Here is an 18,963-nt window from a genome sequence, read left to right on the forward strand (position 1 = left end):
ATGATTAAAAAAGTTACTACGTTTGCGTTAATTCTATTACTAGTATCAGTGACTGCACTTCCAGCCCTCGGAAACGATGACGATGACGAAACGAACTTCATTATCCCAGACCATGGGTACACCGTAGACTATTACAGGAGTTACGGGGAACCGGTCATGCAGGTATCAATCACAGGAGACCCTGAGTTCAGCAGGGGAGAAACTGCCGATCTGAAGGTAAAAATCGCAAATCGTGGAGTTATAGATGGTTTTCAGAGGCTGAACGTAAACCAGAAAAGAATAAACGATTCCATGGAGGAAACGATTGCACTGGAAGAGATGAAAGAAGAAAAAGAATGTACGACAGCAAAAGACATCGAAGCCACTCTTCAATCGGGAACGAAATATGTTGAAATTGAGTCCACAACCAGTGTCCAGAGTGTGGAAGAACTTGAAACAGGACATACTTCAACCCTCAGCTATACGATAAAAATCGACGGCGATACACCTGCAGGGGATTATGAACTCCTCCTACCTGTAACCTATGAATATCAGGCAAACGTCCGAACTGTAACTGCAGATGTAATAAACCTGGGGCTTACAGATGTGGATTACACAAGAGAGTATAAAACGAAAACAGAAATTCTCAGAATACCTGTTTCCATAAAAAGTGAACCTAAATTTGAAGTAACCGATGTTTCCGGCAGCCTGGTGCAGGGAGAAAGTAAAGTTATTGAAGTTACCTATAAAAACACCAGAGAAAGCGTAGCAAAAGATTCCTTGGCCCGGATAATTGTCATGAGTCCCCTGAGCACTGAAAAATCTATAGTAAGGCTAGGAGATGTAGGACCCGGGGAGGAAAAGACTGCCAGATTCGAGATTTTGGCAGACCAGGAAGCCATTGTGAAAAACTATGGCATTAACAGCGAAATAAAATATGTTGATGAAGAGGGGGAAACTTCCTTTTCAGAAAACATGAAAGTGAATGTGCCCCTTGAAGCTACAGAGAAGAAATTCAGCACAACAGGCATAGCAATCGTACTGATTATCCTTATCGCCCTTTACCAGATCGGAAATGCACACCGGAAAAGAAACCAGAATAATGAGAACGCATCAGGTGATGAAAATGAATAAAAATGGATTTTTTATTGCTGTCACGACCCTTCTGATCCTTTGCTCTGCAGTCCTGCCAGCACAGGCATCTCTACCAGAAAATTTTGATATTAGTGAAAACTACTACACAGTATACGGAGGGCCTGACCTTAATGCAACACTCATTGGAGACAATGAGTATTCCAGAGGAGATACTGTAACCCTTAACATAGAAATGATGAACAAAGGCACTATATCCGGATTTAAGTCTGAAAACGAAGCAACTTTTGGAGATTATGTGGATTTGATGCTCCAGCAGTCAGAAATGCAGTATGAGGCACAGGCTACAACAGCAGTAGGCATCCTTGCAACCCTTAAATCCGATGATCCGAATATTAAGGTCAAATCGGGTTCCCAGCAAGCAGGCACTCTCAAGCAGGGGAAACAAAGCGCAAGTCCCACAAAGTTTGCGATAGAGATTAACAAAAATACTCCTGCAGGTACCTATCCCTTGACTCTTGAACTTTCATACCAGTACCAGAACAATGTTCAGGTTGGAGGAGATGAATTTGATAGCATTACAGGCCTTGTGACAAATAAGGAAGTAGGCATCTGGTACGAAAACAAGACTCAGACTCAGACTATAGAGATAGAAGTCAAAAAAGAACCTTACTTTGAAGCCACAAATGTAACAGGTGACCTTTACCCTGGCGAAAGCGGGATGCTTTACGTCGTATACAAAAACACCGGAGAAGAACCTGCAAAAGATGCGACTGTAAGAGTCAGTGCAGCTGACCCCTTCAGTACCACCGATGACCAGGCTTATCTAGGAACTTTGAACCCGGGAAAAAGCGCTGTTGCTGCGTTTGAAATGGATGTAGATGATACAGCAACTGCAAAGCCATATTCCCTCAATAGCGAGATTATGTATGAAGACGCCGACGGACATGACCAGATCTCAGATACCGTCAAGATCAACACAGAAGTCCTGCCTGCTAAACAGACGCTCCCAGGATATGAGCTGGGGACAGGTATTGCAATGGCTCTTGGAGCCTGTTTCATCATGTTAAGAAAAAAGAAACAGGACTAAAGTGAAGAAGAAGAAGAAGTGAAAGGGTCAAAAGAGAACGATACCTGAGAAATAACAATTAATCAGTTGCCATCCGGTTTGAGAGTTAACTCAAGCCGGAATAGAGCAATTGATTTTTGCAATCGGGAAAACATTTTTTCAACGATTAGTTCTCAAAAAATTTTTTTGAAATTTTAATCTGAGAGATATATAAAAAGACTCAAATCCCTGATAACTATGGATCCTTGAATTGAATAGGCCTTGAATTGAATAGGCCTTGAATTGAATAGGCCTTTAGATGTAAATGATTTTAAGAGACTAATTTTCAGCCGGAGAGATTATTCATCAGAATCTGCTGAATCAGTTTTTATCTGCCCTTTTTCAATGACAGCTTTTGCGACCATTACCTCAGTGGATTTTATGACCGCATAAATCCTGTCTCCGGGCTTTATATCCAGCTTTTCCACTGCCTCTTCCGTAACTACAGAGGTAAGGACTGAAGGTTCCAGCTCAATGGTGATCTTGGAGACAAGCCCGCTTTTCTCGACTTCAAGTACCCTTCCGGGAAGCTTGTTTCGGGCTGAAAATTTGAAACCTACGTTTTCCCAGGAGGTTTCGTCTTCTACGGCTTCATTGATCAGTTTTTTGTTCAGATCGTATTCAACCAGCAGTTTTCTTCCCAGATCGGTCAGGAAGGTACCCTGGTCCTTTCCCCCGCGCACAGTAACTACCGCAGGTTCGCCGAGAGCTTCATTCATTTTTTTAAGCATCATCCAGGCGTGCTTGTACGAGATTCCGAGTTTCTGGCAGGCTTTCCGAAGAGATCGTTCTTCGTCAATTGTTTTCAACAACTCAGCTCTGCCAGCACCCATAACCGTTCTTCCATCTTCAGTAAACCAGAGCTTTGTTTTCGCTTTCACAGACATTCACCTTTTTAGCGGAGCACATGGACAGAACTTGCCTTGAACTGGGCATAGACCGGGACACCCGGAGAGAGATCCATCTCTTCTGCCGACTGCCGTGTTATGAGGGCGTTCAGGGGGACCCCGCAATCAACCTTCACCCGCACAAGAGCTCCAAGTATCCAGACTTCCGTAACCCTGCCCTGCAGAGAGTTTCTGATGCTGGATTGTGTGGAAGTTTTACTTAAAGCTATGTTTTCGGGCCTCAGGAAGGCATAGACCTGATCTCCTGCTTCCATATCTCCCGAGGCGTCGATTACTGCTCCCCCGGTCTCGATCCGTAAAAGCCCGCGGTCAGCAGAGATGACCCTGCCTTTCAGCACATTCTCAAACCCTACAAAACTGGCTACCTGGCTATCGACCGGATTTTCGAAAATATCTTTAGGAGTACCGACCTGTATAAGCTTACCATCCATTACGACTGCAATCCTGTCAGCCATTATGCGGGCTTCTGTCTGGTCATGAGTAATATGCAGCACAGTCAGTTTATTCTTTTTATGGAGAACCGAAAGCATTTCCCTGGCATTTTCCTGCGTGCGGGGGTCAAGCGCACTAAGGGGCTCGTCCAGGAGGAGAATTTTCGGGTCAGTGACAAGGGCTCTTGCAAGGGCGACTCTCTGCTGTTCTCCTCCTGAAAGCGTTAGAGGGTTTCGGTCAAGAAGATGGGTGATTTTCAGATCTCGGGCAGTTTCCAGAACACGTTTCGGGTCTTTTATTCTTTTCATCCTCATCCCGAACTCGATATTCTTTTTCACGCTCATGTGAGGGAAAAGCGAATAATTCTGGTAAACAAAAGCAAGGTTGTGCTTTTCCGGAGGCAGGTGTGTTACATCTTTCCCATCAACCAGGACCCTTCCGGAATCAGGGATATGAAAACCTGCGATCAGTTCAAGAAGCAGGGTTTTTCCGGCCCCTGTGGGCCCAAGGATCACAAAATATTCCCCTGATTCAACTTTAAGGCTAAGCTCGTCCAGGGAAAAATTCTTCCATTTCCGGGAAAGGGATTCAATCTCTATCATATATACTCCAGCCTGCGGAAATGACTCTTATTACAAGAAATATCGAAAGCGTGACCAGTATAAGCAGTACGGCTATGGGTCTGGACGCCGAAAGCCCGTAAGAGAGAAAACGGTCATAGATAAGAGTGGGCCCTATCATAGGGTAGTAGGCGATAATCACGACTGCTCCAAACTCACTTATAGCCCTTGCCCAGGTCATGACTGCGCCTATTAAGAGATGCCTTGCTGAAAGCGGGAGGGTTACAAAGAAAAATGCTTTCCAGAGAGGAGCTCCCAGAGAACGGGCTGCATTTTCAAGTCTAGGGTCCACACTTTTGAAGCCTTCCCTTGCAGAATTTGCCAGATAAGGCAGGGACACGAAAAGCATTGCGACCACAATTCCCGGAAGAGCATCGCGGAACTGGATATAGGGTTCAAGGGGTCCGCCAATAAGCCCCCTTGACCCGAAAACCGTAAGAAGGGCAATTCCTGCAACCGTATGCGGAACTACAACAGGCACATCAATTATGCTCTCAACCAGCCTTTTTCCGGGAAAATCAAACCTTGCAAGAATGTAACCTGTCGGAGCTCCGAGAAAAAGAGCAAGGAGGGTTGCAAGAAAACCCGCATATAGAGAGAGGAAAATAGCGCCCATTACTGAACTGTTTCCTGCGGCTTTTACCAGGCCCGAAAAATCCCCCACCAATTGCCCGAAGATCATGTTTGCAAGAGTCAGGAAAATAAAAAGGAAAAGAACGAGCAAGATAAGGGAAAAGACGAAAGTCATAGGCTCAATTCGACGGATTTTTCGGGTTGTGGCTTTCATTCTTATACCCTTTTACTGCCGTTTTTGTTTTTAAGTAATTCCCTGAGTCCCTGAATTCTGAAGTTCACCTTATCAGAGGTGTTTGAAACAGGTTTCCGGACCAGGGAGAGTTCATCTTTATTCCACAAGAGCCTGCAATTCTTCAGGCATTTTATCTTTTCCTTCGGAAATGGCAGGGACAATCGGAGGCTGTCCGTTCTCTATGAAAATCTGCTGACCAGGCTCATCGAGGAGGAGTTTTACGAATTCAGTGGCAAGTTCCGGGTTTTTCGCATTTTTGGGAATTGTTACACCGTAAACGATAGGAGATCCCGTAACTACTTCTCCGTTTGCCATTTCCACCTGGACTTTCGAGTAATTGTCAGCATATTCGATAGACCCCAGATCAATTTCAGGTGGGAGCTCCACGTATTCAAAGCCGTGCTGGACAGCAACACTCCTGTAGATATAGAAATAGTCGATTTCCCCGGTCTCAAGGGCAGAAGAAAGTTCAACTTCCATACTCCTGAGCATGATCTTGCTGGTGTCAGGAGAGAGGGCTTCGGATGCAGGGACGTGTACCAGAACTGTCCCGTTTTCCTCTGTTGTGGCAGTCATGCCAGTCTTATTCAGGATCAGGTCGTCATAGATCGTGCTGTTATCGTAATAGAACTCTGCGAGCTGTGTCACCATCTGAGTCCTGTAGCCGCATGGATCGTCGTTAGGGTTAGAAAAGCCGTAGGTTACCCCGGGACGCCTGAGGATCTCATACCAGTTGTTTGCATTGATCTCGTCGCTGTACATGCTTTCATTCGTGTAAGCGATTACGATCTGGTTTCTTGCAAAAGCCGCATACCAGTCCGCATATTCCGGCATCATCAAGGATGGGATCAGGACATAATCCGCAGATGCCAGAACATCAGCCTGCTTTCCAAGTTCGGTGATCTTTCTTACACTCTGAGCACTCCCTGCAGCTTCCCGCTGAACATCAACCCCCGGATGCTGGGCTTCGAACTCGGCTTCAAGCTCCTCAAAGGGCACACTCAGGCTTCCGGCATGGAAAATCGTCAGGACTTCTCCTGAACCTGAAGAAGGATTTCCAGAACCATTTTCCATTGTTCCGGCACTTTCGCCCTCTGCCTGGTTGTCAACGCATCCAAGGCCTCCAAATATAGTAATCAGGATTAAGAAAACCGCGATTACCTTGAAAACTTCGATTTTACCTTTCATGGTTATGTGGTCTTTAACATAACAGATATAAACCTTTTGAGTAAAACTACCACGTTTTCACATAAAGGGAGCCTGGATAAACAAAAAAGAAGGAGTAGAGGCTTAAAAAAGCGTTTTCCATGCGAAAAAACGGTCCATATAAAAAAAATGTAATTCAGAATTAAAATCAAGAATCAAAAATCAAGAATCAAAAATCAAGAATCGAAAATCAAGAATCGAAAAGAATGAAACCCAAGTTAACTTGTATTTATTTGAAAAAGGCAGCTCGTAAAACATCCAAGGAATAAATAAAATAGTAGAATTGAAGTAAAATTTACTTACCCATATTTAATAAGATGAGAATATATAAAAGCAAAGTACTCCTGAATGATTGTGATATTTTCAGGAAAAATTTCTATAAAATGGATAGTACTCATATACATTATTTGATCCTTTTAAAGGTGTCCTTATGGATGGTTATAATATATTCTTGACGTTGCTTGCGGTCTACATAGCCGGACTTGTGGCTATTGGCTGGTACTTTAATAAAAAACAGAAATCTGTTACTGACTTCTGGCTTGCGGGACGCCGGATTGGCCCCTCAGCCCTCGGATTTTCAGCTGCAGCATCATGGCTGACAGCCGGAGGACTTCTTGCGGTTATCGGGTTTTACATGCTGCAGGGAATGGGTTCTATATGGGCTTTTGTCGCCCCCAACATCCTCGCCCTTCTTATCATTGCAATACTTGTGGGGAAGATCAAGAACCTGCCTGCAATCACACAACCCGAACTTCTGGAACAGCGCTATGGCAGCGCAGTCCGATGGCCGATTGCCCTGATCATTACTGTAGTGATGATTCTTTTTGCGGTAGCAGATGTTACAGGGCTCTCCCTGGTGCTCCAGGTCTTCTACGGCCTTGATCCTCTTTATGCTGCAGCCATCGTTGCAATTGCAGTCTCCCTTTACGTAACCCTGGGCGGGCTTTCGGCGGTAGTCTGGACAGATGTTGTCCAGTTTGGTTTCCTTGCGATCTTCACAATAGCAATGGCTTTTGCCGCAGTAGGAGCAGTAGCTGATGGAGGCCTTAATACTCCTGCAATAAGCAGCTCAGAGCTTTTCGGAAACGTTCCGGCTACGTGGTGGAACCCCTTCTCAATTGGCATTCCCATGGTTCTTATCTTTGTGCTGGCAATCATCCCGGGCTGGATCACAGAACAGGACCCCTGGCAAAAGGTATGGGCTGCAAGGGATGCAAAATCAGCCCGTCTTGGGATGATCATAGGATCCCTTATGATCACTGTAGTTTTCGCGGCATGTGCTGTAATTGCAATAGCTCTCAACGCCATTTACCCTGAAATAGCAGGAATGGGTTTTCCTGCAGGAATGGCTCTGGCAGAACCTGCGCTTCTTGCCTTTGTCAGTGAACGTTTCGCCTCAGCCCCCCTGGTAATAGCCCTCAGCGCAATCGGGCTTGCAGCAGCTTCCATGTCATGTGCGGACACTTTTGCAACCTCAGGAGCATCCTGTATCTCAAGGGACATTTACCAGAGATACATAAAGCCTGATGCTACAATGAAGGAAATGCTGGTTGTAAACAGGATCAGTGTGCTTATTATTGTGCTTGCTGCGACTGCAGGCTCATTTGTAATCCCCAATATAATCGATGCAATTCATATTGCAACCTTTATTGCAAGCGCTTCCTACTTCTTCCCTCTCATGGGAGGCCTGTACTGGAAAAGAGCTACGAAAGAAGGAGCTTTTGCAGGGATGCTGGTAGGATTTGCAGTCCAGGTAACCCTTGTAGCCCTGGACTTAATAAGGACTCCTCCCATGGCACCTTATTACCTTGAAACAATCCATCCGGCCCTGATGAGCCACGGTGTTATTGTGGGAATGGGCCTGAGTGCCATTGCCTTCTTCGGGATCTCCCTTATGACAAAGCCCTCAAGCAGGGTTAATCTTGCGCCCTTTTTCGAAGAGGAAGCCGAAGAGCTTGCCCGCTACGAAACACGTGAGATCAATGAGGCAGACCCCTCATACAGTGCTTTCCTCAAAAACGTGGATGAGAACATTGCAGGGGAGCGCACCCACCTTCAGCTTAACCTCCGGGCTTCAGGAACTCTCACCTGGCACGAACTTGTGGAAAGGCTAAAAACCAGCTCCCCGGCATGGGTTACTCCAACAGGGCTTGATTCCGTATACAGGCTGACCCATGGAGACATGCTTGCCTGCGTAGCTGTTACAAGGGGAAGCGGAGAGCGGGATATCTGGCTCAAAGCCGAACCAAAACTTGAAACCGTTGGAAGACAGAAAAAAGAGCTTTTTACAGCTTATGAAGAGCTTAAAAAAGTGCTTGGCCAGAAAGGAGTTAAACTGGACTTTTACTAAAAAAGGGTTATTAAGAAAGGCTGAGGTTCTTAACAGACCCCGGCCATTTATTTCTTTTTTGGAATTTAACCGCTTCAAGAATATAGAGCTTTTTCAACGATTTTTTTCCCAAGCTGAACATCTTCCAGGGAGAAGACTTCCAGGTTATAGACACCCCTGTAGTCGGAAAGCAGTTTGAGGACCGAAAAATCGACGCATCCCTCCCCTGGCACCATATGTTCGTCCCCATCATATTTTTCAGTCCACTGCCCACTGTTGTCATGCAAATGAAGGTGAATAATATGTTTCTGCAGGGTCCGGACAAACGTCCTGAGTTTTTCAGAGTCTCCCCCACAGGTGAGGTTCGCGTGCCCGATATCAAAAGTAGCCTTAAGATGGTCGGAGTTCACAATTTCAATGGTCCGAGAAAGTTCTTCTGCTTCACAGCAAAAGTTCGAGGGATCTGTCCCTTCCTTATTTTCAAGCCCCAGCTTAACTCCATAGTCTTCAGCCAGAGAGGCAAGAAATTTGAGGTTATTGACCATTGAAGCAAAGGATTTTTCTCTCTCAGTCCCAACTCTGCCAGGGTGCAGCACCACTACATGAGACCCTATTTTGTTTGCAATTGACATGGACTCTTCAAGGAGAGTAAACTCTCTGTCCCCCATTTTTGCAGTATCCACCTGCAGGGCTGCAGGGTACTTAGGATCTGCTGCAGAATAGGGGGCGTGAACAGTGCCTGCGAAATAGTATGCTGACATTTCGTCAAGGATACGCTCAAGTTCTTTCTTTTCAAGTACCGAACCATTATAAATTCCCAGTTTAGGGACATATAATTCTATAGACCCCACATTTTCCTTTAGTTCCTGAAGGGAACCAGCAAAGGATGAAGCTCCGAAAATCACACATTTAGCAAGGAAACCAGATATAAAGTTCTTTTGCGGTGCTCGTAACAACCAGAAAACGGCAAAACTGTGCAAATTTATGACAGAGCTTGTGCCCTGACGGAAAAAAAGATGAGATTTGCATGTAACCCGGGGCAGAAGGCTTTAAATTGCTATAAAGACGGAAATATAGCCAACATATTTATATATAATAAATTGTTACCAGCCCTTCTTATTAAAAGAATTAATAAATAGTTTCTAAATAAATAGATAGTTGTGTCCTGAAGAATATATTTTTACTGAGAAGACGGACAATAGAAAATAATTAAAAGTTATAAAACGGAAAAATGTCCTTTTTGTCCCTGAAAAAAATAAAGGATATTGGTGAGATTTACATTTTATAAAAGTTAGTAATATAAAAACCACGTTGTGATAACCCATTATTATAAAAATAGATAATATATTATTAAAAATAAATAAAAAAATTCATTCGTAACAATCGGAATCTTTATATGATACTGGAGAAAGTATAATTTATTTTTTTTTATATATATGGAATTTTGTTTATTTTAGCCGGTCCAATACATCTTATAAAATTGATTGTATAATATATAATCATATAATAATATTTTAAAAGCGTCCTTAATTCGAAAGGTTTATGAATGATCCTCTCTAATCCAAAATTTAATGCTCGTCATCATCATTTTTATTTGCAATGAGATGGCAGACGTTTTTAAAAAAATGTATAACGTTTTTGAATCCAGCTTATTAACATGTTAATAACATAAAGGAGGAAAATGAATGGAACCACTCATAGGCATGGGAGTGCTGGCACTTATTGGCGTAGCTGCAACCATTGCAGGTGCCTCAGAGGACCTCGAATCCGATGTCGGATCCCAGAGTAATCCCAACTCACAGGTCCAGTTAGCCCCCCAAATGATGTTTCCGCACAGAATATATAATAAAGCGGTATCGGGGGAACCACCCTCAAACGCGTTAATGTGCTCGGTAGGTGCAGCCGTAGCTACAGTATTAATAAGTGAATTTACTTTATCTCCACTCTTTGCACTGGTAATCGGTTCCCTTGTTGCAGCATGCGTCCACGGCACCTTTGCCGTCACCTCTGTAATGGGCCGTTCAGCCAGCCAGAGGCGCTTCAAGCAGCCAATTTATCTGGATATGATAAGAAGTCACACCCCGGTAATCATGGGATACGCATTCATAACAACTTTCTGTATCCTTATTGTATCTTATATGATGACCGTCGTGCTTGGACATCCATTCCCGCTAACCATGCTTGCCTTTATCTGGGGTATTACAGTAGGTGCAATTGGTTCATCTACAGGTGACGTCCACTACGGGGCAGAGCGTGAATTCCAGCAGTTCGAGTTCGGTTCCGGGCTCAATGCTTCAAACTCGGGAAACATTGTCAGATATGGAGAATCCGGGATCAGAAACGGGTACGATAACTCCTGGTTCTGTGCCAAGTTCGGAGGTCCTGTCACAGGCATTGCTTTTGGTATGACTGTATTCCTTGGTAGCTGGGTTACCACTATTTTTGATCCTGCTAAAGGCCTCACACAGGGTTGGTTCTCTGTTATCGCAGGTGTCGCCATTGTCCTTATCTTAATTATCTGGAACTGGAAGATTGAAGTCGAAGCTCGCAAGGCATTTGGGCCTTACAAAGAAGACAAAACCGAGGAGGCTTCAGCATGATTGACGCCCTTATGGCTAATATCATTTGGATGGCATTCATTGTAATTGGTGGCGTCCTGATTTCCTGGAGTGTCCACTTCGTGCCTGTGGGTGGTGCACCTGCAGCTATGGCTCAGGCAACCGGTATCGGTACTGGTACCGTGCAACTGGCAGCCGGAGCAGGTCTGACAGGACTTGTCAGTGCCGGGTTCATGATGAACGTGACAAAGGATCTTCCCTTAATTCTTGCCTCGGGTGCAGTAGGGGCAATGATCATGATTGCTGTAACCATGATCGTCGGAACCTGGGTCTACGTCTACGGTGTGGGCTGTGTGCCTTCCTCAGCAAAGGTAAAAGTCGACCCTATTACAAAATACAGACAGGACCTGTATGTCTCCCAGGGTACTGAGGGGCACGGACTTCCAACAGTCTCATTTGTCAGTGGTGTAATTGGCGGCTGCCTTGGTGGAATCGGCGGAGCCCTCATATATTATTCTCTTATAGAAGTGGGTATTACTGCAGGTCTCAGCGCAGGCGCAAGCTCTTCGGTTACAGGGAATGAACTTGTAGGAATTGCTGCAATGTTCGCAATAGGCATCTTCTTCGTGAACGCTGTGATTCCCTCCTATAACATCGGAGGTACAATCGAAGGTTTCCACGACCCCAAGTGGAAGAAGTGGCCAAAGGCGGTAATATCTTCCTTTATAGCAACGATATTCTGTGCCATTGTGGCAGTAATCGCAATTTCACAGCTCGGAGGTATCTAAAAATGTCTGCAGGTGGAGCAGGAGGAGGAGCCAAAGGCGGGTATCCTCAACAAACAATAATGGCTATTGGTGCAGTCGGCGGTCTCGCAGGGATTTACCTGGGCCACTTCATGCCTCCAGCATTTTCCTTCTTCGGAGGCCTTGGAGCAATCTGCGCCATTGTATGGGGTGCTGATGCGGTTCGCCGTGTTGCAAGCTACGGTCTTGGTACCGGGGTTCCATCCATTGGTATGATCGCCCTTGGTATGGGAATTGTCGCTGCCCTGTTCGGGCTTTCCGTAGGAGGCATTGCAGGACCCATAGTGTCCTTTATTGCAGCCGCAGTTATAGGTGCCATTATCGGTGTCCTTGCAAACAAGGTAATCGGAATGGGCATCCCCATTATGGAACAAGCCATGGTGGAAATTGCAGGTGCAGGAACCCTGGCAATTATAGGATTAAGCGTTGTCATTGCAGGGGAATTCACATATGGCCCAGTTATTGAGAACGTAGTCGCAAATGGATACATTGCACTGATCTTTATCATAGGCGGCATGGGAATCCTTCACCCCTTCAATGCTAACCTCGGTCCTGATGAGAAACAGGACAGAACTCTCATGTTAGCTGTTGAAAAGGCAGCCATCGCAGTAGTTATTGCAGGTTTTGCATCTTCACTCCATGAAGGACTGATGGCAGCCGGATTAAACATCTTTGTAGGACTTATTATCTGGGCTTTTGCCTTTATGAAGTACTATGGACTTGTCAAGAGAGATGCACACGCGGTTGTTGGAACCGGGCTGCTGCCCAGTGCGGAGGAATTGCAATGAGCATGATTCGCATAGCTCCCGAAGTACACCTGGTCATGGACCCTGACACTGCAGTTGTAGCAGAAGAAAGGGCAGACTCGGTTCTCTATTCCATGGAACCTGTCTTTGAGAGAATGGACAAACTGGACTTAATTGCAGAAGATCTGTTAAACTCACTTTCGCCCAGCAAACCGCTCATGAACTCATGGCCCGGCCGTGAAAACACCTCCTATATGGCAGGAATTTATGGGAACTCTTTCTACGGAGTCGTTTTAGGTCTTGCCTTCAGCGGGCTGCTTGCCCTGATCATATTCATACAGAGACTGATCGAGGGAGGTATGTAAAATGGTAAATAAAAGAGAGCCCGCACCGGGATGGCCAATCCTGAAAGGAGAATATGAAGTAGGCGATGTAAAGAGCTGTGTCGCAGTCATTACCTGTGCGTCACACCTTCCCGGAAAGCCAATTCTCGATGCAGGAGCAGCAGTTACTGGATCCTGTAAAACCGAAAACCTGGGTATAGAGAAGGTCGTTGCCCACGTAATTTCAAACCCCAATATCAGGTTCCTGGTTGTAACCGGAGCTGAAGTAAAAGGGCACGTTACAGGACAGGCAGTGCTCAGCATCCATGCAAATGGTGTAAAAGACCATAGAATTGTAGGTGCTGTAGGTGCTATTCCGTATGTAGAAAACCTGAACGATGATATAGTTGCCCGCTTCCAGCAGCAGGTCCAGACCGTAAACCTGCTGGACACAGAAGACATGGGTGCAATCACAGCCAAGGTAAGGGAACTTGTATCAAAGGACCCTGGTGCCTTTGATGCAGAACCAATGGTTGTGGAAATCAGCGAAGAGGGAGAAGAAGAAGAAGAGGGCGGAGTCGTCAGGCCGGTCTCCGGTGAGATTGCAGTCATCCGCAGCAGGTTGAAAGGCATTGAAGCCCGGATGCTTGACATAGGAAACTTGAACAAGTTCCACTCAGGGATTCATGCAGGAAAGATTGAAGGCGCCATGATCGGGTTGACAGTAACCATATCCCTGCTTGGGTTATTACTGCTCGGGAGGTAATGAGAATGGCAGAAGAATACGGAAAAGGAGTGCCAATGGTGCTCAACCCTCAGATGGGCGCAATTGATGCTACTGTTGAGAGCATTCGGTACAGAGCACAGCTGATTGCGAGGAACCAGAAGCTGGATTCCGGGGTAATGTCCACCGGAATAATTGGCTTTGCCGCAGGCTTCCTCTTTTCACTGCTGATGGTGATCATACTCCCGTTAATGGCCGGTCTCTAAGCTTGAGAGGTGAAACTATGGATGGAAAAGCACCAGCAGCGTTTGTAGATCCAGCTGAGTTTAACGAAGTAATGAAAAGGCTCGAAAAGATCGATGAAAAGGTTGAGTTTGTCAACAGTGAAGTTGCACAGAGGATCGGAAAGAAGGTAGGAAGAGACATAGGAATTCTGTACGGTGCAGTGGTAGGACTGCTTCTCTTCCTGATCTATGTCTCGGTATCATCAATGTTCACAATATAATGAGGGATCAAAATGTTCAAGTTTGACAAGAAACAGGAAGTTTACGAAGTAGGTGGAGTTAAGTTCGGCGGGCAGCCGGGTGAATACCCAACCGTGTTAGTCAGTACCATGTTCTATGCAAGGCACAAGATCGTGACCGATGAGGACAAAGGTCTCTTTGACAGAGCCGCTGCAGAAACTCTGTGGAACACCCAGGTGTCAATGAGCGACGCCACCGGAAACCCCTACGTAAACCAGATCGTGGGTGAAACCCCCGAAGCAATCAAGAATTACATCGACTGGTTCGTTGGGATCGACGACAGGACCCCCTTCCTGATCGACTCCTCAGCCGGAGAAGTGCGTGCATTCGCAGCAAAGTACTGTACTGAAATCGGAGTTGCAAACAGGGCAATCCATAACTCCATCAATGCAAGTATTGAACAGTCAGAAATGGACGTACTCGCAGAGAGCGATGTGGAAGCCGCAATTGTCCTGGCTTTCAACGCAACCGACCCAACCGTAAAAGGAAAGCTTGACATCCTTGAAGTCGGTGGTTCCGGGCAGACTAAAGGTATGCTCCAGGTCGCTGAGGAATGTGGAATCAAGATTCCCCTTATCGACGTTGCTGCAATGCCCCTTGGCGCAGGTTCTGGCGCAACAATCCGCTCAGTGCCAACAATCAAAGGAAAGCTCGGCCTTCCTGTAGGCGGCGGATACCACAACATGGCCTCAGCCTGGGACTGGCTCCGGAAATTCAAGAAAACCCAGCCTGACCCAAAAGCAATCTACATGCCTACAGACATTGGTACCAACCTGGTAGCCCAGATTGCAGGTTCTGACTTCCTGCTCTACGGTCCTATCGAAAACGTCAACCAGATTTTCCCGGCTGTAGCCATGGTAGACATCATGCTTGGCGAAACCGCAAAGGAACTTGGCGTTGAGATTGCCGACCTGGCTAACCACCCGGTCACCAAACTGACGTAAGTTCAAAATATATTAAAGGGATCGCAAGATCCAGAAGCAAAGAGGCGTTTTCTCTTTGCTTTTTCTTTTTTTGTTTTACCGTGGATTCAGTAATTTATTTCAAAGTTTTCTCATCATTCCCAGTCCATAGTAGAGGTAACTGTGAGGCCATACCAGCCCCTGAAGGTACACCAGTCCTAAAGGTACCTTTCTCGTGGAATTATTTCTCCTTCAAGTAGTAAAGAAAAATTATGAGAGAAAAATTATGAGAGAAAAAGAAACTTAAACAGAGAAAAAACAACAGAGAAAAAACAACAGAGAAAAAGTTAAACCTGAAAGAATTTTTTGTATTCTCAGATTATTTATTATAAGGAAAGTACCTGACAGACGAGGAAGTATTAAAGAGCCTGCCAGATACGATGAATCCACTCCCAACTCGCTTTTGTTGGGGAACAAATATGCCCTGTAGAAGATCAGATTATTAAGGATATGTAAAGTCCTGACGGGATGTTTATACAGAACCCCCACCCAATCAGAAGGTATACAAATCCATTTCCAGACTCACCATTTGTCAGAGAGTTAACCAGTGTCTTTAGAAACTGGAGAGGACAACAAAGACCATACAAACTGTGAGCATATAGGGAATAAGTAACCTGATTCTCAAGGCTATTCGAGCCCCCATTCACATTCTAATTTATTTAATTTACATGTCGTACACTGTTTTACATATATATATAAAGAATTGTGAACTGATATTATCTGTTTTAGATACGGTGTCACTTCCCCACTTTAGTACATGGGAGGAAAGTTCTACCTGATGCGGGCCATACAGTAATGAACCGAAAATAATGAAGCAGATGGATTTGTCAGAAGTTCCAAACAGGGAATATTATGTGTAACTGCAGATTGACTAACCTTCCTGAAGAATAATATAAATTTACAAAAATTATCAAAAAATGGCACTAAACAGAAAGATTTAATATTCGGTAGCACTTACCATTATATAAACTACTGATAAAGATTTTTAGATTTTAAAATAATATATTATATATGATAAAACAAATTTTCTAAGCTTTGAGCCGGAAGAGATAAAAAAGCCATTCGTATCAGGGGCACAGACTATGGATCGTAGCATAAAGGACCGGAAAGCCAGACCATCTTGGGTGAAAATATGCTGATCAGAAAAAATATATCCCTTGATGATAAATACCTTAAAAAGTTGCAGCCCCTTCTAGACGCCAATGACGGGAATCTTAGCGCCGCAGTCAGGGACACAATTGAAATTGCAGATACAGCACTTATGTATCATAAAAGCATTGATGAAGCAATTATATTTTTAAAAGAAACCCCCGCAAAAGAAGAACTGAACGACACAATCAAGAACGGGGAAAATATCATTATAAATAAAACAATGCTCGAATGGCTTTTCAGGAATACAAAAGGAAGGCTTACGGATGAAGAGCTGGTTAATGAGCTAATCAATCCTTTTGAAATTAGTGATATGAGAGAACTAGAGGACTACCTTAACAAGGTTTCCAGAAACTACCAGTGGACAATCAGAACATCAATCAAGTGTGAGGATATCCACAACCCTGAGTCTGCCCTTATACTCATTTCCAATGCCACCATAAACAGCAGAGAGTTTTTTGCCCAGCTTATAGCCCATTTTCTGGCCAGATGGAAACAGCTTGATGTGGAACACATTTTCAGACGGGCAAATTCAACCCAGATCTCATTCAAAAAGAACCTCTCAGTGTCTCTTAATGAGACCATGCCAGGGATCCGAAAACACTTTGGTTGCCTTGATATAGTCTGCAGAGAACTTGACGATAATACAGAGTTCTGGACCCAGTTAATGAATACATACAATGTTGAAAGATACAACCTTGTGACTTTGCACCGAACCCAGTTCGAAACTTTTGCAGCCGGTGATGTCCCGAACCCGACAAAGATACTGGAACGCCTGTGCAAACAATCAATAAGCGAAATGTCTCTTCCAGATTTACTGGTTTACTTCAGGAAGATGTACCTGACAACCCAACTGGTAAAGAATATAGAAATCTGTCTTGAACCAGAAAAAGAATCAGTAACCATCTATCATGATTTCAAAAATGAAAACGTTATCCATAACCTTGCAGAATATTTTTCAAATATATTCAGAGAAAACGGTACACCTTTTGTAACTTCTTCATATTCAAGTATGATCGTGTTCAGGTTTTATAAAGAACACCAATCTGCAGACAGCTCCGACTTATATGGAATGGAAGAATTCAGAGAACCTGATTTCTGTTCAAAAGACTAAAACTCCTGAGAAAGACGGGCTGCTCAAAGAATCTGGAAAAAATAAAAAAGAAGGTTAAATTTCTGCCAGTTTAACCTTTTGCGACCCCAAGTGGGATTACTCTTGCAACCTTGCGGGCAATACCAAGTTCATGCACGACATTTACTACCTCACTGCTGGACTTGTACACGCCAGGAGCTTCTTCAGCAATTACTGAAGGGTGAGTTGCCCTTACAGTGATTCCGTGGGCTTCAAGGTTCTCTTTTATGCTCTGACCATGGAACTCTTTCTTTGCATGAGCCCTGCTCATAATCCTCCCGGCTCCGTGACAGGCACTGCCGAAAGAAACGTCCATAGCCTCTTTTGCACCGCAGAGTATGAAAGAAGGTGTTCCCATGCTTCCGGGAATTAAAACCGGCTGTCCCACGTCCCTGTATGCGGCTGGAACTTCCGGGTGTCCTGAGGGAAATGCTCTTGTTGCCCCTTTTCTGTGCACGTAAACCTCTTTTTTCCTGCCGTCAATAGTATGTTCTTCCAGTTTTGCTACATTATGAGCAACGTCATACAGGAGGCTCATTCCCAGGTCATCGGCGTCCCTGCCAAATACCTTTTCAAAAGACTCGCGTGTCCAGTGAGTGATCATCTGCCTGTTTGCCCAGGCATAGTTTGCAGCGCAGAGCATAGCTTTGAAATAGTTCTGTGCTTCCCTTGACTGAGCCGGAGCACAGGCAAGCTGCTTGTCCGGAATTTCAATCCCGTACTTTTTCACAGCCTGAGAGAGTTCTTTTAGATGGTCCGTGCAGACCTGATGCCCTGCGCCTCTTGACCCGCAGTGGATCATTACCGTAACCTGGCCTTCTTCAAGTCCGAAGGCGGAAGCCACTTCATTGTCATAAATCTCGTCCACATACTGGACTTCAAGAAAGTGGTTGCCGCTCCCGAGAGTTCCTATCTGAGGTTTTCCGCGGGTCCTTGCCTTTGCGCTCACATGAGAAATATCTGCTCCTTCCAGGTAGCCATTCCCCTCGCAGTGTTCCACATCCGCTTCCACACCATACCCGGCTTCTACTGCCCACTTTGCACCCTCAAGAAACGCACTGTCAAGTTCCCGGTCAGAAGCCCTGAACCGGCTTTTGGATCCGACACCTGAAGGTATATTATTAAAAAGCTCATCAGTCAGCCTTTTTATTTCAGGAACTACATCTTCCTTTTGAAGGTTTGTGCGGATTAGCCGTACCCCGCAATTGATATCAAAACCCACTCCACCGGGGCTGATAACTCCTTCCTCTGCATCAAAAGCGGCAACGCCTCCTATAGCAAAACCGTAGCCGAGGTGGGCATCAGGCATTGCCATGGAATATTTCTGAATGCCAGGAAGAGTTGCAACGTTTGCAATCTGGTCGATAGTACCGGGCTCAATGCTTCCAAGTAAATTTTCAGATACAAACAGGCGCCCTGGAACCCTCATATTAGGAATGTGCCCTCTTGGGATTTCCCAGCTATTATCGGAAAGCTTCCGGACCATGCTATTTATGTCTCGGTGTACATTTTCCGTACCCAATTCCTCAGTACCGATATCTTCACTCTCTACCATAA

At 45.0% G+C, this 18,963-nt stretch carries 18 protein-coding genes; 12 read left to right on the plus strand and 6 right to left on the minus strand.

All coding sequences use genetic code 11. The features are described from left to right. The first annotated feature begins 48 nt into the window (after nt 1-48). Both EO95_RS00650 and EO95_RS00655 read left to right on the plus strand, forming a co-directional pair. Nucleotides 49-1,113 (plus strand): COG1361 S-layer family protein, encoded by a 1,065-nt coding sequence (locus tag EO95_RS00650; protein ID WP_235282789.1) that lies wholly within the window; start codon nt 49-51, stop codon nt 1,111-1,113. After that, nucleotides 1,106-2,161, plus strand: a complete 1,056-nt coding sequence (locus tag EO95_RS00655; protein ID WP_048131334.1) for a COG1361 S-layer family protein — start codon at nt 1,106-1,108, stop codon at nt 2,159-2,161. Before EO95_RS00650 ends, EO95_RS00655 begins: the two co-directional genes overlap by 8 nt. 317 nt (nt 2,162-2,478) lie before the next feature. Here the strand turns inward: EO95_RS00655 and EO95_RS00660 are convergent, their stop codons facing one another. The 4 genes from EO95_RS00660 to wtpA form a co-directional block, all read right to left on the minus strand. Further along, nucleotides 2,479-3,060 (minus strand): TOBE domain-containing protein, encoded by a 582-nt coding sequence (locus EO95_RS00660; protein WP_048131362.1) that lies wholly within the window; start codon nt 3,058-3,060, stop codon nt 2,479-2,481. 14 nt (nt 3,061-3,074) lie between these two features. Beyond that, nucleotides 3,075-4,121, minus strand: a complete 1,047-nt coding sequence (locus tag EO95_RS00665) for an ATP-binding cassette domain-containing protein (protein ID WP_048131335.1) — start codon at nt 4,119-4,121, stop codon at nt 3,075-3,077. After that, on the minus strand, nt 4,108-4,926 hold the full coding sequence (locus EO95_RS00670; RefSeq protein ID WP_082098482.1) for an ABC transporter permease: 819 nt from the start codon (nt 4,924-4,926) through the stop codon (nt 4,108-4,110). Before EO95_RS00670 ends, EO95_RS00665 begins: the two co-directional genes overlap by 14 nt. Before the next feature lie 117 nt (nt 4,927-5,043). After that, a complete protein-coding gene (wtpA, locus tag EO95_RS00675) occupies nt 5,044-6,135 on the minus strand; it encodes a tungstate ABC transporter substrate-binding protein WtpA (RefSeq protein WP_048131336.1) in 1,092 nt (363 codons plus the stop codon). A gap of 448 nt (nt 6,136-6,583) precedes the next feature. Here wtpA and EO95_RS00680 point away from each other — a divergent pair, with 448 nt between their 5' ends. Continuing rightward, nucleotides 6,584-8,503, plus strand: coding sequence for a sodium:solute symporter (locus tag EO95_RS00680; protein WP_048131337.1), 1,920 nt, complete (start codon nt 6,584-6,586; stop codon nt 8,501-8,503). A 74-nt stretch (nt 8,504-8,577) separates the two neighbouring features. Here EO95_RS00680 and EO95_RS00685 read toward each other — a convergent pair whose 3' ends face one another. Further along, on the minus strand, nt 8,578-9,387 hold the full coding sequence (locus EO95_RS00685; protein ID WP_048131338.1) for a sugar phosphate isomerase/epimerase family protein: 810 nt from the start codon (nt 9,385-9,387) through the stop codon (nt 8,578-8,580). A 780-nt stretch (nt 9,388-10,167) separates the two neighbouring features. On the opposite strand from EO95_RS00685, the gene mtrE reads away from it, so the two are divergent. The 9 genes from mtrE to EO95_RS00730 all read left to right on the plus strand — a co-directional run bounded on the left by mtrE (nt 10,168) and on the right by EO95_RS00730 (nt 17,388). Beyond that, complete coding sequence (mtrE, locus tag EO95_RS00690; RefSeq protein WP_048131339.1) at nt 10,168-11,082, plus strand: tetrahydromethanopterin S-methyltransferase subunit E; 915 nt, start codon at nt 10,168-10,170, stop codon at nt 11,080-11,082. Next, the gene (mtrD, locus tag EO95_RS00695) at nt 11,079-11,828 is read left to right on the plus strand and encodes a tetrahydromethanopterin S-methyltransferase subunit D (RefSeq protein ID WP_048131340.1); all 750 of its coding nucleotides are present in this window, start codon (nt 11,079-11,081) and stop codon (nt 11,826-11,828) included. Before mtrE ends, mtrD begins: the two co-directional genes overlap by 4 nt. Nucleotides 11,829-11,830: 2 nt before the next feature. Beyond that, nucleotides 11,831-12,634 carry a tetrahydromethanopterin S-methyltransferase subunit MtrC gene (gene mtrC / locus EO95_RS00700; RefSeq protein WP_048131341.1) on the plus strand — a complete coding sequence of 268 codons (804 nt, stop codon included), beginning with the start codon at nt 11,831-11,833 and terminating at the stop codon, nt 12,632-12,634. Beyond that, nucleotides 12,631-12,957, plus strand: coding sequence for a tetrahydromethanopterin S-methyltransferase subunit B (locus tag EO95_RS00705; RefSeq protein WP_048131342.1), 327 nt, complete (start codon nt 12,631-12,633; stop codon nt 12,955-12,957). The genes mtrC and EO95_RS00705 overlap by 4 nt, the downstream gene beginning before the upstream one ends. A 1-nt stretch (nt 12,958) precedes the next feature. After that, a complete protein-coding gene (gene mtrA / locus EO95_RS00710) occupies nt 12,959-13,681 on the plus strand; it encodes a tetrahydromethanopterin S-methyltransferase subunit A (protein ID WP_048131343.1) in 723 nt (240 codons plus the stop codon). Continuing rightward, a complete protein-coding gene (mtrF, locus tag EO95_RS00715; protein ID WP_011020329.1) occupies nt 13,681-13,905 on the plus strand; it encodes a tetrahydromethanopterin S-methyltransferase subunit F in 225 nt (74 codons plus the stop codon). The genes mtrA and mtrF overlap by 1 nt, the downstream gene beginning before the upstream one ends. 17 nt (nt 13,906-13,922) lie before the next feature. After that, nucleotides 13,923-14,144: a tetrahydromethanopterin S-methyltransferase subunit MtrG gene (mtrG, locus tag EO95_RS00720; RefSeq protein WP_048131344.1), complete on the plus strand. Its 222-nt coding sequence runs from the start codon at nt 13,923-13,925 to the stop codon at nt 14,142-14,144. 12 nt (nt 14,145-14,156) lie between these two features. Continuing rightward, the gene (gene mtrH, locus EO95_RS00725; RefSeq protein ID WP_048131345.1) at nt 14,157-15,107 is read left to right on the plus strand and encodes a tetrahydromethanopterin S-methyltransferase subunit H; all 951 of its coding nucleotides are present in this window, start codon (nt 14,157-14,159) and stop codon (nt 15,105-15,107) included. A gap of 1,150 nt (nt 15,108-16,257) precedes the next feature. Next, nucleotides 16,258-17,388, plus strand: coding sequence for a hypothetical protein (locus EO95_RS00730; RefSeq protein ID WP_048131364.1), 1,131 nt, complete (start codon nt 16,258-16,260; stop codon nt 17,386-17,388). A gap of 70 nt (nt 17,389-17,458) precedes the next feature. Here EO95_RS00730 and EO95_RS00735 read toward each other — a convergent pair whose 3' ends face one another. Further along, nucleotides 17,459-18,961 carry an RtcB family protein gene (locus EO95_RS00735; RefSeq protein ID WP_048131346.1) on the minus strand — a complete coding sequence of 501 codons (1,503 nt, stop codon included), beginning with the start codon at nt 18,959-18,961 and terminating at the stop codon, nt 17,459-17,461. Nucleotides 18,962-18,963 lie beyond the last annotated feature (2 nt).

This window comes from Methanosarcina sp. 1.H.T.1A.1, assembly GCF_000979295.1.
In the GTDB taxonomy this organism is placed as follows: domain Archaea; phylum Halobacteriota; class Methanosarcinia; order Methanosarcinales; family Methanosarcinaceae; genus Methanosarcina.